We start from the raw sequence: 14,295 nt of genomic DNA on the forward strand, positions 1-14,295 counted from the left end.
CGCTGAACCTGGTCACCCTGATCGTCGATCTCGACGGCGGAGGGGCGCTGGTGTTCGGGGCGCGGGGCGGGCCGGAGGTGTACGAGGAGGCGCGCTGGCGGCGGGGTGTCACGATCGGGCTGACGGTCGCCGGGACGCGGGCGCTGCTCGGAACGCCGATGCGCCACCTGACCGGCAGGTCTGGCGCGCTGGACGACGTCCTCGGCGAGCGGGCCGGAGAACTGGCCGAGCGGCTGGACGCGGCGCCCCGCCCCGAGACGCGTTTCGGCGTGCTGGACGAGTTGCTCACCGCGTGGCTGAGGCCGGAGCGAGGTCCGGACGGTCCGGCGGCGCGGGGCTGGTGGCGCCTTCAGGAGACGGCGGGACGGACGGCGGTCGGGAAGCTGGCCGCGGAGGCCGGCGTCAGCCGGCGGCGGCTGGAGACCGGGTTCCGGCAGGAGATCGGGCTGAGCCCGAAGACGGTGGGACGGATCGCGCGGTTCCAGCGGGCGGTGCAGGCGCTCAGCGCGCCGTCCGGCACGTTGCAGGCGGCCGTCGCCTGCGGGTACGCGGACCAGCCGCACTTCAACCGCGAGGTGCGGGCGATGGCCGGGGTCACTCCCACGGAACTGTGCGCATTGCTTCAATACGACGATCGGCTCGGCGGCTAGCGTCCATGGCCATGACGCTCAACGGTAAGACGGCGCTGGTGACGGGCGGTTCGCGGGGGATCGGCCGGGCCATCGTCCGGCGGCTCGTCCGGGACGGGGCACGGGTGGTGTTCAGCTTCCGGGAGGACAAGGCGGCCGCCGACCAGCTCATGAGGGACGTCGCGGGCACGGCTGCGGTCCAGGCCGACCAGGAGGACATCGGCAGCATCGAGGCGCTGTTCGAACCGGTGGCGGACGGCCTGGACATCCTCGTCAACAACGCCGGCATCAACCCGCCCACCCCGATCAGCGACATCACCCCCGAGCTGTTCGACCGGGTGATGACGGTGAACGCGAAGTTCCCGATCCTGGCCATGCGCAGGGCGGAGCCGCTGCTGCGCGACGGCGGCCGGGTCGTCAACGTCTCGACGCTCAACACCGCGCTGCCCGTCCCCGGTCTGGCGCTGTACTCCGCGAGCAAGGCCGCGCTGGAGCAGTTCACGGCCGTCGCCGCACGCGAGTTCGGTGCGCGGGGCATCACGGTCAACACGGTCTCTCCGGGCACGACCGAGACCAGCCTCCTGCGGGAGACCAACCCGCCGGAGGCCCTAGAGCAGATCACGGGATTCACCGCGCTGGGCCGGATCGGCCGGCCCGACGACATCGCCGACGTGGTCGCGTTCCTCGCCGGCCCCGACGCCCGCTGGATCACCGGCCAGAACATCCGCGCGACCGGCGGCCTCATCCTGTGACCGGCGCCCCCGCCCGCGGCGGGGTCAGCCGGCGGCGGACTCCTCTTCCTGGCTGGACTTGGGCTTGCGGAGGGACCCGGGCTTGGCCTTCTCCTCCGGGTGGGCGCGGACGCGCATCAGGCTGGCGATGGTCGTGACGACCAGGATCAGCAGGATCGCGACCAGGGAGAGCGGCGTCGGGATCTCCGGGATCGACTTGGAGACGTCCTCGTGCAGGAACAGCAGGATCAGCTTGACGCCGATGAGGACGAGGATCGCCGACAGGCCGATCGTCAGGTAGACCAGGCGTTCCAGCAGCCCCTCGACGAGGAAGAACAGGGCGCGTAGCCCGAGCAGGGCGAACGCGTTGGCGGTGAAGACGAGGAACGCGCTCTGGGTGATGCCGTAGACGGCGGGGATGGAGTCCAGGGCGAACAGCAGGTCCGTGCTGCCGATGGCGACGAACACGATGAGCAGCGGGGTCGCGACGCGCCTGCCGCCCTCGTGGGCGAGCATCCGCCCGCCGTGGTAGTCGTCGCTGACCGGGAACAGCTTGCGGGCGCGGCGGACCAGGAAGTTGTCCTCGACATCGGGCTCCTCGTTCCGGTGCCGGACGAGCTGGATCGCCGTCCAGATCAGCACCAGGCCGAAGATCAGGAACGTGAAGGAGAACAGGCTGATCGCCGCGCCGCCGATGGCGATGAGGATCACGCGGAGGACCAGCGCGGCCGCGATGCCGAACAGCAGCGTCTTCTGCTGGTACAGGTCGGGGACCTCGAACCGCGCCATGATGATGACGAAGACGAACAGGTTGTCGACCGACAGGCTCTTCTCGACGATGTAGCCGGAGTAGTACTCCGTGCCCGCGGTCGACCCGGCGAAAGCCAGGACGGCGAGTCCGAACAGCAGCGCGACCATGATGTAGAAGACCGACCAGAAGGTCGCCTCCTTCATCCCGACATGGTGCGGCTTCCGGACCGCGACCACGAGGTCGAGGGCGAAGAGCCCGATGATCAGCACGATCGTCGCGGCCCAGGCGCCTGCGGATACTTCGATCATCCATGGCTCCAGTCGGTACGAGGCATCGGCTTGTCCTATATCCGTTCTGGTGGCGCTTATACCGTCGCATCCCCGGGCCCGCAGCCGATACCGGACGGTCGCGTCGGTCCGGGGCGCGCTCAGGTAGGAGCCAGGGCGTGGCGGAGCCCGGAAGCGTGGGCGCCGTCACGGCCGGCTCGCCCATGCTGGTTCAGTACACGAGGGCCTGGACGTCGTCCGTGGTGATCTCCTCGACGAACGTAGGCGCCCCGGCGATGCGGATGCCGGGGAGGACGTCGTCCGGGCCGATCTCGCGGCGGGCCGCGCACTGGGTGCAGAGGGTGACGCGCCCGGAGGTGAGGACCACGGTCAGGAGGTCGTCCAGGGGAGTGGCGTGCGGCAGCGAGAACTCGGCGGCCCGTCCCGGCAGGGCGAACCACGCGGATTCGCCGGTCAGCCAGAGCGAGACCGGCACGCCGCTCACCGCGGCGGCGCCGGCCACCGTGAAGGCCTGGTTGCAGCGCTCGGGGGCGTCCGCCCCCGCCGTGACCTTGATCACCAGTGGTCTCGCCATAGCCGCACTCTAGTCCCGGTGCCCCCGTGCCGGATCATGGCCCGTGCCGGATCATGGCCCCGTGCCGGATCGTGGGTAGCATCTCGCGGTATGGGTGGGATGGTGAACGCGGGGATCCTCGTCCTCGTCCTGGGGCTCATGGCGGTCGCCGCCGTCCTGCTGGTGATCCGGCTCGGACGGCTGAAGTAGGGAGACGGCTGAAGCGGGGAGCCGGGCGGGCGCGGACGCCGCTACGCTCGGTGTCCATGGATCCAGAGCTGCACCCGGACCTCGAGCCGCTGAACTTCCTCCTCGGCACCTGGGAGGGCGCCGGCGTCGGCGGCTATCCCACGATCGAGTCGTTCAACTTCGGCCAGGAGCTGTCCTTCACCCACGTCGGGAAGCCGTTCCTCGTCTACGCCAGCCGGACCTGGCTGATCGAGGAGGACGGCACGCTCGGGCGCCCGCTGGGCATGGAGACGGGGTACTGGCGGCCGCGTCCCGACCACGGGGTCGAGGTGACGCTGGCGCACCCGACGGGCATCGTCGAGATCTACGTCGGCACCGTGGCGTTCAGCCGTGTGGAGATGCAGACGGACGTCGTCGCCCGCACGGACTCGGCCAAGGAGGTGACCTCGGGGCACCGCCTCTACGGCATGATCGGCGAGGACCTCGGCTGGGCCTACGACATGGCGGCCATGGGCCACGACCTGCAGTCCCACCTGTCGGCCCAGCTCAAGCGCGTCGCCTGACCCGCCGGGCCGGCCCCCTCAGACATGAACGATCCCCGGACCTTCCCGCTTGGGCGGGGGATGGACAGGACGGGTCCATCGGTCCGGGGACCGGGTAACTGCCTGGTATTCGCCGGTCACCGTCGCGACCGGTTGCCGCCGCCGGAGCGGCGGCGCCGAGGCGGAACGGCGACTAGCGGACAGCCACCTCGCGAGCCCTGAAATCAATCATTTCTTGGACCACCTCCTTTCACGCGTATCCCGCACGCTATGCGAGCGCCGCGCGGAGAGGCAAACGGGTTTTCTCTTGGCTGAACCATGGGTTCTCCCGGCTGAACCACGGGGACCGGGGTCGGAACGCGGAAACGGGATTTAGACTCGGTGCATGGTCGAGTCGTGGCAGCAGGAGCTGCGGGCGAAGGGGTACCGCGTCACCCCCCAGCGCCAGCTGGTCCTCGAGGCGGTCACCAACCTGGAGCACGGGACGCCCGAAGAGATCTGCACCGAGGTCCAGCGCACCGCCCGCGGCGTGAACATCTCCACCGTCTACCGGACGCTGGAGCTGCTCGAAGAACTCGGGCTGGTCAAGCACGCGCATCTCGGGCACGGGCCGCCGAACTACCATCTGGCGGCCGAGGCCGAGCACATCCACCTGGTCTGCCGCGGCTGCCACACCGTGGAGGACGTCGACCCGCGGGCGGCGGCCGGCATGGCCGGTGTCCTGCAGCGCGACTACGGCTTCGAGACGGACGTGCACCACCTCACCGTTTACGGGCGGTGCAAGGAGTGCCGAGGGACATGACCGGGACATAACCTGGTTGCATGAAGAGCCCGCTGCTGCAGACGCCCGGAGCCGTCCCCGCCGACGCGCCCGACCAGGAGGTCGCCGCGCACTACGGGGAGCCCTCGCAGGAACAACGCGCCCTGGCGGACGGCAAGGCGTTCGTCGACCGGAGCAACCGGGGCGTCGTCAAGGTCTCCGGGCCCGACCGGCTGAGCTGGCTGCACAGCCTGCTGAGCCAGCACCTGGACGGGCTGAAGCCGTTCGAGCCGACCGAGGCGCTGCTGCTCGGGCCCAACGGGCACATCGAGCACCACCTCTTCCTGATCGACGACGGCGAGGCCGTCTGGGCCCACGTGGAGCCCGGGGCGTCGGTGCCGCTGGCGGAGTTCCTGGACCGCATGCGGTTCATGCTCCGCGTCGAGGTCGAGGACGTGTCCGACGCCTACGCCGTGATCACCACTCCGGCGGGCCCGGACGACTCCGAGACGCTGACCTGGCCGGACGTCGCCGGGACCGTGACCCGCATCGTCCCCCGGGGCGAGTTCCCGCAGGAACTCCGGCCCGCCGGGATCTGGGCCTATGAGGCGCTCCGGATCGCCGAGCACCGGCCCCGGTCCGGCGTCGACACCGACCACCGGACGATCCCGCACGAGGCGGGGTACGTGGAGACCGCCGTCCACCTGAACAAGGGGTGCTACCGGGGGCAGGAGACGGTCGCCCGTGTCCACAACCTCGGACGTCCGCCGCGCCGCCTGGTGTTCCTGCACCTGGACGGGAGCGTCGACCGGCTTCCCGCGCACGGCGACCCGGTCGAGATCCCGGGCGGGCGGACGGTCGGGTTCACCGGGTCGGCGGCGCGCCATCACGAGCTGGGGCCGGTCGCGCTCGCGCTGGTCAAGCGGAACGTGCCGGTGGACGCGGAGTTGCTGGCGGGCGGTGTCGCGGCGGCGCAGGAGGTCGTCGTGTCGCCGGAGACCGGGGCGAACGCGCAGATCGATCTTCGTCGCCGTCCGGCGAAACGTGGGTAGCTCGCCGTGCCCTGGGGCAATATCGTCTGATATAGACGGTTACTAACCGAATGCCGCCCGGGGAAGGTGGATTCCTACCGATGGTCGCGAACCTGGGGAAAGAGGAGCCGCCGGCGGCAAGGAAGGGTGCCCGGCGCCTTCCCCGCAGGGAGTCCGCGCTGCTGTGGTGGGCCCTGTTCGCCGCGCTCGCCGGGACCGCGTGGTGGTTCCAGTCGTGGCGGGTCGCGCTGCTCGGGCTGCTGACCTGGTGCCTGTACGAGTTCCTGCTCGTCCCGACCCTGTGCCGCGTCCTGAAACGGCAGGGCCACCCCTGCACGCAGCGCGTCCGCGGGCGGCTGTTCGCCTGCGCGCCGGATCACCAGCGGTTGAAGAACGACGCGCTGTGGCGGCTCGCCGGCCTGCGCAGCCCGTTCCAGAAGCCGGCCCCGTTCCGGGAGCGGGACGAGGAGGCCGACCCCGAGAACGGCGTCGTCGTCCACTCCTCGAACGTGCGGGGCCGCCTCACCCCCCTCGACCGCGCCCTCATCCTGCTCGCCGCCCTGGGCACGATCGCCACCCTCGTAGGCATGATCTACGGGTTCCGCTGACGGCGGCCCGCACGGGTTCGGCGCTGGTCAGACTTCCACGATCAGGGTTATCGGGCCGTCGTTGACCAGGGAGACCTTCATGTCGGCGCCGAACTCGCCTGTTTCGGCCTTGGCGCCCAGGGCCCGCAGCTCGTGGACGACCGCGTCCACCAGTGGTTCGGCGACCGGGCCAGGGGCGGCGGCGGTCCAGCCCGGACGGCGGCCCTTGCGGGTGTCCCCGTAGAGGGTGAACTGGCTGATGACGAGGAGCGGAGCGTTCAGGTCGGAGCACGACTTCTCGTCCTGGAGGATCCGCAGGCCCCACAGCTTCGAGGCCAGTTTGCGGGCCTTTCCGGGGTCGTCGTCGTGGGTCACGCCGACCAGGACCATCAGTCCCGGCCCGTCGATCGCACCCACGACGCGTCCCTCGACGGACACGCTGGCCTGGCTCACCCTCTGGACTACGGCACGCATGACCATGCATTCTGCCGCGTATGGGAGCAACGACGCTCATCACGGTGGCGCCCACCGGCGCGGAGTCCGCCAAGGCGGACGTTCCGGCCCTGCCCGTCACCCTTGAGGAACTGGTCCAGACGGCCAAGGAGTGCGAGGCCGCGGGCGCGGCCGTGATCCACGTGCACATCCGCGACGACGACGCGCGGCCCACGCTCGACCTGCCCCGGCTGCGGGACACCGTGCGGGCGCTGAGGGAGAGCACGGGGCTCATCGTCCAGCTGTCCACGGGCGGCGCGGTCACCGACCCGTACGAGGACAGGCTGCGCGTCCTCGACGCCGAACCCGACATGTGCTCGCTCACCTGCGGGACGGTCAACTTCGGCGACGACGTGTTCATGAACCCCTGGCCGTTCATGGTGGAGCTCTACCAGCGCACCCAGGAGCTTGAGGTCGTCCCCGAGTTCGAGCTGTTCGACCTGGGCCATGCCGCGTCACTGAACCGTCTCCTGGACAAGCACGGGCTCCCTTACGGCGGGCGCGTCCACTGCGACCTGGTCATGGGCGTGCCAGGCGGTATGCCAGGGGACGCGCGGACGCTCGTCGCGGCCGTCGAGGCGCTCCCGGAGGGCGCGACGTGGTCGGCGACCGGCATCGGGCGGACGTCCCTGCCCGTGCTGCTCGCCGCCCTGTCGGCGGGCGGGCACCTGCGGGTCGGCATGGAGGACACGGTCACGTTCGCCAGGCGGCAGCCGGTGACGGCGAACGTCCAGCTCGTCGAACGCGCCGCGCAGGCCGCCCACCTGGCGCAGCGTCCCCCGATGCCGCCGCCGGACGCCCGCGCGCTGCTAGGCATCAAGCCCCGTTGACCGGGGAAGACGCAGACATGATCAATCCTGTGCTGGTGGAGGTGGAACGGTCCGGGTTCGTGGAGTCCCGGCATCGCGGCGCGGCGGTCGGGCTGGCCGCCGACGGGACGGTCGCGGTACGGGCCGGCGATCCCGAGGTGCCGATCTTCCCGCGCTCGGCGAACAAGCCGATGCAGGCGGTCGCGATGCTGCGGTGCGGGCTCGACCTGGACGGGGAACTGCTGGCGCTGGCCGCCGGCAGCCACTCGGGCGAGGACTTCCACGTCGAAGGGGTGGAGAAGATCCTCGCCGGGGCCGGGCTGGGGGCCGCCGACCTGCGATGCCCCGAGAGCTGGCCGCTCGACCCGGCGACGCAGCAGGACGTCGCGCGGAGCGGCGGCGGGGCGTCGCGGATGCGCATGAACTGCTCCGGCAAGCACGCCGCGATGCTCGCCACCTGCGTCACCGCCGACTGGCCCACGGCGTCCTACCTGGACGCCGGCCACCCGCTGCAGCTCGCCGTCCGGGAGACGGTGGAGGAACTCGCGGGCGAGGCGGTCGCGGCCGTCGGTGTCGACGGCTGCGGCGCGCCGCTGTTCGCCGTGACCACGGCCGGGGTGGCGCGGGCTTTCCGGGCGCTGGTCCTGGCCGGGCCGGGGATGCCCGAACGGCGCGTCGCGGACGCGATGCGCACCCATCCGCAGTGGACGTCCGGGACGCGCCGCGAGGAACGGCAACTGATGGACGCGGTCCCCGGCCTGCTGGTCAAGTGCGGTGCGGAGGGCGTCGACGCGTTCGCCTCCGCCGACGGGCGCGCGGGCGCCGTCAAGATCGACGACGGCGCGATGCGGGCCCGCACGCCCGTCACCGTCGCCCTGCTGCGCGCCCTCTGCGCCGAGGGCGATGGTGACGCCGGAGCGGCGGACCCCGGAGGGGCGGACAAGGCGGTGCTGGACGAGCTGTCGATCGTCGAGGTACGCGGCGGGGACGGTGTCGTGGGCGCCATCCGCCCGACCGCCGGCGCCTTCACCCCGCACCCGACCACCCCGAACCCCACCACCGGGCGCCCGGCGTGAACCCGCCGGTCACCTCTTCTTCGGCTTGACGTCCTCGAACTCTTCCTTGAAGACGGTCTGCTCGTACAGGACGCCGTCCGGCCAGGGCTTCTTCGGCTCCCGGCCGGGCTGCGGGTTGTCGCGGCGGAACTCCTCCGCCTGCGAATCCTTGCTGGGCGGGTAGCTGTGCGAGAACATCCCGGGCCGGTAGGTGTACAGGCCGCCCTGCTCCATGCCGCGGTGGTTGTCCTGGTCGTTCCTGCGGTCGGGGTGGATCTTGCGGTCCGACGCCTCCCGCGTCATGAAGAGCCGGGCGAGCAGCCCCACCACGGCCACCACCGGAATGATCCACAGGTACACCCAGCTGCCGGTGGTGGTCTCCTGGGCGAGGATCGGTTCGGCCACGATCGTGGGAAGCATTGCGGTCCACCTCCCGGTGGTCTATCGGCCGCACACGGGGTCATTTAGGGATGTGTCCGTTAATTTCGGTGTTAACCGCATGGGCGGCCGGGTCGGCGGGTTCGCCCACCGTCCGGACGCGTCCCGCCGCCAGCCCCGGGATCATCATGACGAGGCTGACGAGCAGCACACCGGCCATCGGAACGCTCCAACCGCCGGTGGCGTCGTGCAGGGCGCCGACGCCGAGCGGGCCGAGCGCCGCGATGAGGTAGCCGATGCCCTGCGCCATCCCCGACAGCTGCGCCGCGACCTGCGCGTTGTGGGCGCGCAGCCCGATGAACGACAGCGCGGTGGCGAACCCGATGCCCTGGCCGAGGCCGAGGACGACCGCCCAGACCCACACCGTCCCGATCGGGGCCCAGGCGACCCCGGTGAAGCCCACGAAGGCCAGTACCGCGGTGGCGAGCACCAGGGGACGCTGGTCGCGCGTCCGCCGCGCGAGCACCGGGACGGCGAGCGACCCGGCCGCCTGCACCGCCGCGGACAGGGCGAGGACGGCTCCGGCGGGGGCCTCGTCCATCCCGCGGTCCTGGCAGATCGTCGGGAGCCAGCCGAGCACGACGTACGCCATCAGCGACTGCAGGCCCATGAACACCGTGACGTGCCAGGCCAGGCCGGAACGCCACACCAGCGCCGCCACCCCGCGCGTCGGCGCCGGGGGCGGCGCCGACCGCGCCGCGTGCGCGGCCCGCCGCGCCCTCGGCAGCCAGAGCAGCCCGGCGAGCGCCGCCGGGATCGCCAGCAGGCCGAGCGGCAGCCGCCACGTCGAGTCGAAGAAGTCCTCGACCGGCACGGCGAGCCCCGACGACAGGGACGCGCCGGCCGTCACGGCGACCGTGTAGACGGCCGTCACCGTGGTGATCCTGGACGGATGGTCCCGCTTGATGATCGTGGGCATCGCGATGTTGCCGATGCTGATCGCGATCCCGGCGACCAGCGACCCGGCGAAGAGCGGGAACGGGGCGTCCAGCAGCCGCAGCAGCAGCCCCGCGACGAGCAGCGCCATCGCGCTGACCAGGAGCGTCTCGCTGCGGGGCGCGCGGCGCAGGAACGGCGCGACCAGCCCGTAGGAGCCGAAGAACACCAGCGGCAGCGTCGTCAGCGCGCCCGCCGCCGCGCCCGACAGCCGGAACGCGTCGCTGATCTCGGTCAGCAGCGGCCCGACCCCCGCGATCGCCGGGCGCAGGTTGAGCGCCACGAACACGATCATCAGCAGCGAGCCGGCGACCCCCGCCCGCCGTGCCGTCACAGCTCCGCCTCCGCACGGGCCACGAGGGTGTCCAGGACGGCCAGGGTCGGCTCCACGACCGCGGCGGCCGCCGACGCCGCCGCCTCCGGGTCGCCCGCGGCGATCGCGTCCAGGACGGCGCGGTGGGCGGCGGGCCCGGCCTCGGGAACCTCGCGGTCGAGCCTGACGTCGCGCACCGACTCGCGCAGCCGGTCGATGAAGAAGCGCATCGCCTCGATCAGGACGGGATTGCGGGCCGCCTCCGCGACGCCGAGGTGGAAGGACGCGTCCGCGGCGCCGAACGCGTCCGCCTCGGTGGCCGCGTCGCGGGCGCGGAGCAGCTCGTCGAGCCGCGCGAGGTCGGCGTCGGTGCGGCGGCGCGCGGCGAGGCGGGCCGCCTGGACGTCGTAGGCGAGCTGGACCTCGAAGAAGTCCCGGGCGGACGCGCGGGCGACCCGGCGCAGCAGCGGGCGCGGGTCGGCGGTGCTGCGGACGTACGTCCCGTCCCCGCGCCGCACCTCCAGCACCCCGACGTGCGTCAGCGCCCGGATCGCCTCCCGGACGGCGGGACGGCTCACGCCGAGCCGCCCGGCCAGCTCCGTCTCGGCCGGGATGCGCTCACCGACCGGCCAGGAGCCGTCGCTGACCTGCGCCTGAAGCTGGTCGAGCACGGCGTCGACGGTCGACCCGCCGGCCACGGGACTCAATCCCACCGGAACCCCCCTTTGTAAGACGTCAGACATCTTACGGCGCATGTCCGGAAGGTCCGTAAGCGTCCAGACGGTTAGGAGCCTGGCGTCGGGTAGGGGGCCCGGTGAGGAGGTGTCACCATGCTCGCCGAGGCCACCCGCCTGGGAGACACCTCCCTCTTCATCGTCGCGCCGATAGCGATCTTCTTCACGCTGGCCGCCTGGATCACGATGACGCTGATGACCTCGCGCAAGCCGCCGAGCAGGCGCCCGCGGAGCGGCGGTACCGGGCTCCCGCACCGCGGACCCGTCCAGGGCGGCGTCCTCCAGGGCAGCCCGTCCCAGCGGACGCGCCGCGACCCGGCCCCGTCGGTGACCCGCCGCGAGGTCATCGCGCACATCGAGGCCGAACGCGAACGCGAGGCGCAGCGGGCCCGCGAGAACGAGACACGCGCTCGCGGGAGGCGCGGCGGGAAGGGCAGGAGGCGCAAGAAGCGCTTCCGCGGAGACCACTGACCATGCCCGCCGTCCACCGGGACGCGGGCTACGGAGAGGCCGTCACATCCCGCGCGACTGGGAGATGGAGCCCGAGGTGGCGAGGGTGAACGTGCGCATCGACTCGGCGAACTTCGACAGGTCCCACTCGGCGGGGCCCTCGTACCAGTAGAGGTTGTCCGCGCCCTCGGCCCGCTCGCCCGCGTCCTTGACCGTCTCCGCCCACATGGGGACGATGTCGAACACGACCGCGTACGGCAGGAACCGCGAGAACAGCGCGATCCGCTGCCGGGACGCGGTCTCGTCGCCGTCCGGGACGGCGCCGCGCTCCAGGAACGCGCGGAAGCCGATCGTGTGGGCGAGGACCGTCGCACCGCGCGAGGTCTTGGCGGGCATGTACTGGCCGCCGTACGCCAGCGCGGCCCCCGCGATGATCACCGCGAGCCCGGCGAGGGCCCATTCGGTGGTCAGCGCCAGCCCGACCGTCGCGGCGACGCCGAGCAGGGTGACGACGATCCCCGCGACCGTCCACCGTGACCGGACGTTGTCGGGGCGGCGCGCGAACCAGCCCTGCTTCACCACGTCGTCGTACATCGCTGACCTGACCTGGGCGAGCTTCGTGGCGAACGTCCCGCCGAGTTCCGAGAGCTTGACCGCGTCGCGGCCGGTGCCGTCCGGTGCGGTCATCAGCGAGTCCAGCAGGATCCGCTCGTAGGGCAGCAGGTCGGCGGCGGGACGGTTCAGCCGGCGCAGCGTCCAGTCGAGGCGGCCGGTCCGCGCCCTGTCCTCCTCTTCGATCAGCAGGTAGCCGCGGACGGCGAGGTCGACGATCGTCGCGGTCACGTCGATCACATCGGCCTGCTCGTCGATCAGCGTGCCGATCTGGCCGGGCCGCACCCCGTCCGGCGGCTCGAACTCCGCCCCGGCGACCGGCGCGTGGTCGCCCTCGGCGGCCCGCTTCCCCACGACGCGGGCGTCGCGGCCGCGCAGCAGGTAGAGCGCCAGGACGCCGCCGCCGAGCAGCACCAGCAGCCCCGCCAGCGCGGCGCCGGTGACGGGGTTGACGGAGAACGCCGTCGCGACCGTGTGGCGCCGCTCGAACAGGGCCTTCCCGCCGGTCGTGCCCGCGGGGAGGCCCGCGACGACCGTGAGGTACTCGCCCGGCAGCATCCCCTTCTGCGCGTAGATCCCCTGCGTGTGGGCGTGGTTCGTGTAGTACTGCGTGCAGCCGATCGTGCTGCCGATCGGCCCGGTGAAGCAGTTGACGCTGCGGATCGCCGCACCGGCGTCGACGGTCGCGCGTGCGTCGTCCACCGGGACGTTCCAGCCGCCGATCACGGGCCAGCGCAACTCCTCCGCCTGCCCCATCCGCGTGATCGCGCCGCGCACCTCGTACTCCAGGACGATCGTCCGGTCGCCCGCCAGCCCGTCGCCGCCGGTCACCTTGACGGTCGTCGTGGTGTCCTCGCTGGACGAGCCGACCGCGACAGGCCCGCCGTCGGGGCTGCTCGCCCGCAGGTTCGACAGCTTGTAGACGCGGTCCTCGCTGAGGCTTTCGTGGCTGCGCGTCGGGTACGTCCGCTCGAAGCCCCGCTCCCCGGCGAACCGGTAGAGGACCGTCTCCCTCACCTTGATCACACCGCCCTGGCCGGTGGTGAGGACGGCCTCGTCCTTCAGCACCCGCGCCTGAGCCGCCTGCGCGGCCTGCTGTGCCTGTGCGCCCCGGGGTGCCGCCGCGACCTCGGACGCGGCGGCGGAAGTGCAGGTCAACACCGGCAGAAGGGTCACGGCCGACAACGTCAGGAGGACCGGCCGTATCCGGCGCAACGGCGCAAGGGCAGACATGGCCGCAAATGGTATCGGCAATGCATGCGATGATTCTCTGCTATGGCAGGTCAGCACCCCCCGCCGCCTCCGCCCCCGCGGCGCCCGGCACCGCCGTACGGCGGGCCGGGTCACCGTGCGCCCGGCGGCTTCGGGCCGCCGGGTTACGGGCCGCCTGGTCATGGGCCTCCCGGCTACGGACCATCTGCCCAGGGCCCGCAAGGGCGGCCGCCCGGCCCGGCTCAGTACCGGTATGTCCGGATGCGTCCGCCGCCGCGGCGCAGTTCGGGCGGGACGATCGCCGGCGTCTTCGGGGCCCTCACGTCGCTGGCCGTCGTCGCGATCCTCGGGCTGACCTTCCTCACCGGGCAGGGCGGCTCCGGCGCCGGGGCGCCCATCTCGTCCGGCGGCGGGACGTCCGCGCGCGAGCAGGCCGTCAACAGCGACCTCTACAAGAGCGGTGCGCTGGCGCCGGTGAACTGCCGGACGCCCCGGATCCAGCCGAGCGTCGCGTCCATGCGGCAGTTCATGAACGTGCTGAGCGACTGCCTGGACGAATCCTGGGCCAGGCAGTTCGGCAAGGCGGGGATCGCGTTCGACGAGCCCGACCGCGTGTTCTGGGACGAGCCGGGCCGCAGCCCATGCGGCACCTACCCGGCCCCGGGGGCGTCCGCGTTCTACTGCCCGGCCAACCACACCATGTACGTGGGCGTCCGGCACGTGGTGCAGACCTCGGGCGGCGAGCCGCTGTCGAACTACTCGGTGTACGCGCGGGTGATCGCGCACGAGTACGGCCACCACGTCCAGGAGCGCGCCGGGATCCTGCTCTACGGGCACCGGCTGATGGACAGGGGCGACACCGGCGCGAGCAACGAGGCGAGCCGCCGCATCGAACTGCAGGCGCAGTGCTTCGCCGGCGCGTTCCTCGGCACGGAACGCGTCACGCTCCCGATGACGCAGCAGCAGTTCAACGCGATGATCAGGGACGTCCGGGGCCGCGGCGACGAGCGGCTGCCCCCCGACGAGCGCGACCACGGCTCGGGACGCAACTACGCGGGCTGGGTCGTCACCGGCTACGAGGGCCGCCGCCTGGCCGTCTGCAACACCTGGACGGCCCCGGCCTCCAAGGTCAACTGAGCTCGGGCCTTCCCACCACCGGCGCGCCTTTGGAACGAGCCCGCCGA

17 protein-coding genes are annotated in these 14,295 nt (G+C 72.1%); 10 read left to right on the plus strand and 7 right to left on the minus strand.

Features of this window, described 5'->3' with window-relative positions:
• Both E1285_RS22305 and E1285_RS22310 read left to right on the plus strand, forming a co-directional pair.
• Positions 1-650, plus strand: a 650-nt coding sequence (locus tag E1285_RS22305; RefSeq protein WP_132155102.1) for a helix-turn-helix domain-containing protein, incomplete at its 5' end; no start/stop codon positions are given.
• Between the two features lie 11 nt (positions 651-661).
• Positions 662-1,381 (plus strand): SDR family oxidoreductase, encoded by a 720-nt coding sequence (locus E1285_RS22310; RefSeq protein ID WP_132155104.1) that lies wholly within the window; start codon positions 662-664, stop codon positions 1,379-1,381.
• Positions 1,382-1,405: 24 nt separating this feature from the next.
• On the opposite strand, the gene E1285_RS22315 is transcribed toward E1285_RS22310, so the two are convergent.
• Both E1285_RS22315 and E1285_RS22320 read right to left on the minus strand, forming a co-directional pair.
• Entirely contained in the window at positions 1,406-2,419 is a 1,014-nt protein-coding gene (locus E1285_RS22315) for a TerC family protein (RefSeq protein WP_132155106.1), read from the minus strand.
• Positions 2,420-2,609: 190 nt separating this feature from the next.
• Positions 2,610-2,972, minus strand: a complete 363-nt coding sequence (locus tag E1285_RS22320) for a DsrE family protein (protein ID WP_132155108.1) — start codon at positions 2,970-2,972, stop codon at positions 2,610-2,612.
• Positions 2,973-3,217: 245 nt separating this feature from the next.
• Between E1285_RS22320 and E1285_RS22325 the strand changes: the two genes are divergently transcribed.
• From E1285_RS22325 to E1285_RS22340, 4 genes are all read left to right on the plus strand, one after another.
• Entirely contained in the window at positions 3,218-3,703 is a 486-nt protein-coding gene (locus E1285_RS22325) for an FABP family protein (RefSeq protein WP_132155110.1), read from the plus strand.
• 364 nt (positions 3,704-4,067) lie between these two features.
• On the plus strand, positions 4,068-4,484 hold the full coding sequence (locus E1285_RS22330) for a transcriptional repressor (RefSeq protein WP_132155112.1): 417 nt from the start codon (positions 4,068-4,070) through the stop codon (positions 4,482-4,484).
• A 20-nt stretch (positions 4,485-4,504) separates the two neighbouring features.
• Entirely contained in the window at positions 4,505-5,494 is a 990-nt protein-coding gene (locus tag E1285_RS22335) for a folate-binding protein YgfZ (protein ID WP_132155114.1), read from the plus strand.
• A gap of 80 nt (positions 5,495-5,574) precedes the next feature.
• Positions 5,575-6,081 (plus strand): hypothetical protein, encoded by a 507-nt coding sequence (locus E1285_RS22340; protein WP_132155116.1) that lies wholly within the window; start codon positions 5,575-5,577, stop codon positions 6,079-6,081.
• A gap of 27 nt (positions 6,082-6,108) precedes the next feature.
• On the opposite strand, the gene dtd is transcribed toward E1285_RS22340, so the two are convergent.
• Positions 6,109-6,534 (minus strand): D-aminoacyl-tRNA deacylase, encoded by a 426-nt coding sequence (gene dtd / locus E1285_RS22345; RefSeq protein ID WP_132155118.1) that lies wholly within the window; start codon positions 6,532-6,534, stop codon positions 6,109-6,111.
• 20 nt (positions 6,535-6,554) lie between these two features.
• Here dtd and E1285_RS22350 point away from each other — a divergent pair, with 20 nt between their 5' ends.
• Positions 6,555-7,382: a 3-keto-5-aminohexanoate cleavage protein gene (locus tag E1285_RS22350; protein ID WP_132155120.1), complete on the plus strand. Its 828-nt coding sequence runs from the start codon at positions 6,555-6,557 to the stop codon at positions 7,380-7,382.
• Between the two features lie 17 nt (positions 7,383-7,399).
• Positions 7,400-8,437 (plus strand): asparaginase, encoded by a 1,038-nt coding sequence (locus tag E1285_RS22355; protein ID WP_132155122.1) that lies wholly within the window; start codon positions 7,400-7,402, stop codon positions 8,435-8,437.
• Between the two features lie 9 nt (positions 8,438-8,446).
• Here E1285_RS22355 and E1285_RS22360 read toward each other — a convergent pair whose 3' ends face one another.
• The 3 genes from E1285_RS22360 to E1285_RS22370 are packed head-to-tail and all read right to left on the minus strand — an operon-like array spanning position 8,447 to position 10,816.
• Positions 8,447-8,836: a hypothetical protein gene (locus tag E1285_RS22360; protein WP_132155124.1), complete on the minus strand. Its 390-nt coding sequence runs from the start codon at positions 8,834-8,836 to the stop codon at positions 8,447-8,449.
• A 40-nt stretch (positions 8,837-8,876) separates the two neighbouring features.
• The gene (locus E1285_RS22365) at positions 8,877-10,124 is read right to left on the minus strand and encodes an MFS transporter (protein ID WP_132155126.1); all 1,248 of its coding nucleotides are present in this window, start codon (positions 10,122-10,124) and stop codon (positions 8,877-8,879) included.
• Entirely contained in the window at positions 10,121-10,816 is a 696-nt protein-coding gene (locus tag E1285_RS22370) for an FCD domain-containing protein (protein ID WP_279510083.1), read from the minus strand. The genes E1285_RS22365 and E1285_RS22370 overlap by 4 nt, the downstream gene beginning before the upstream one ends.
• 117 nt (positions 10,817-10,933) lie before the next feature.
• Here E1285_RS22370 and E1285_RS22375 point away from each other — a divergent pair, with 117 nt between their 5' ends.
• Positions 10,934-11,308 (plus strand): hypothetical protein, encoded by a 375-nt coding sequence (locus E1285_RS22375; RefSeq protein ID WP_132155130.1) that lies wholly within the window; start codon positions 10,934-10,936, stop codon positions 11,306-11,308.
• A gap of 42 nt (positions 11,309-11,350) precedes the next feature.
• Here the strand turns inward: E1285_RS22375 and E1285_RS22380 are convergent, their stop codons facing one another.
• On the minus strand, positions 11,351-13,060 hold the full coding sequence (locus E1285_RS22380) for a DUF2207 domain-containing protein (protein WP_243722970.1): 1,710 nt from the start codon (positions 13,058-13,060) through the stop codon (positions 11,351-11,353).
• A gap of 312 nt (positions 13,061-13,372) precedes the next feature.
• Between E1285_RS22380 and E1285_RS22385 the strand changes: the two genes are divergently transcribed.
• Positions 13,373-14,248, plus strand: a complete 876-nt coding sequence (locus E1285_RS22385) for a neutral zinc metallopeptidase (protein ID WP_132155134.1) — start codon at positions 13,373-13,375, stop codon at positions 14,246-14,248.
• Positions 14,249-14,295 lie beyond the last annotated feature (47 nt).

Source organism: Actinomadura sp. 7K507, from assembly GCF_004348425.1.
Classification (GTDB): Bacteria; Actinomycetota; Actinomycetes; order Streptosporangiales; family Streptosporangiaceae; genus Spirillospora.

Coding starts and splice junctions, on each gene's coding strand:
- E1285_RS22310 (WP_132155104.1), top strand. CDS start 662: ATGACGCTCAACGGTAAGACGGCGCTGGTGACGGGCGGTTCGCGGGGG.
- E1285_RS22315 (WP_132155106.1), bottom strand. CDS start 2,419: ATGATCGAAGTATCCGCAGGCGCCTGGGCCGCGACGATCGTGCTGATC.
- E1285_RS22320 (WP_132155108.1), bottom strand. CDS start 2,972: ATGGCGAGACCACTGGTGATCAAGGTCACGGCGGGGGCGGACGCCCCC.
- E1285_RS22325 (WP_132155110.1), top strand. CDS start 3,218: ATGGATCCAGAGCTGCACCCGGACCTCGAGCCGCTGAACTTCCTCCTC.
- E1285_RS22330 (WP_132155112.1), top strand. CDS start 4,068: ATGGTCGAGTCGTGGCAGCAGGAGCTGCGGGCGAAGGGGTACCGCGTC.
- E1285_RS22335 (WP_132155114.1), top strand. CDS start 4,505: ATGAAGAGCCCGCTGCTGCAGACGCCCGGAGCCGTCCCCGCCGACGCG.
- E1285_RS22340 (WP_132155116.1), top strand. CDS start 5,575: ATGGTCGCGAACCTGGGGAAAGAGGAGCCGCCGGCGGCAAGGAAGGGT.
- dtd (WP_132155118.1), bottom strand. CDS start 6,534: ATGCGTGCCGTAGTCCAGAGGGTGAGCCAGGCCAGCGTGTCCGTCGAG.
- E1285_RS22350 (WP_132155120.1), top strand. CDS start 6,555: ATGGGAGCAACGACGCTCATCACGGTGGCGCCCACCGGCGCGGAGTCC.
- E1285_RS22355 (WP_132155122.1), top strand. CDS start 7,400: ATGATCAATCCTGTGCTGGTGGAGGTGGAACGGTCCGGGTTCGTGGAG.
- E1285_RS22360 (WP_132155124.1), bottom strand. CDS start 8,836: ATGCTTCCCACGATCGTGGCCGAACCGATCCTCGCCCAGGAGACCACC.
- E1285_RS22375 (WP_132155130.1), top strand. CDS start 10,934: ATGCTCGCCGAGGCCACCCGCCTGGGAGACACCTCCCTCTTCATCGTC.
- E1285_RS22385 (WP_132155134.1), top strand. CDS start 13,373: ATGCGTCCGCCGCCGCGGCGCAGTTCGGGCGGGACGATCGCCGGCGTC.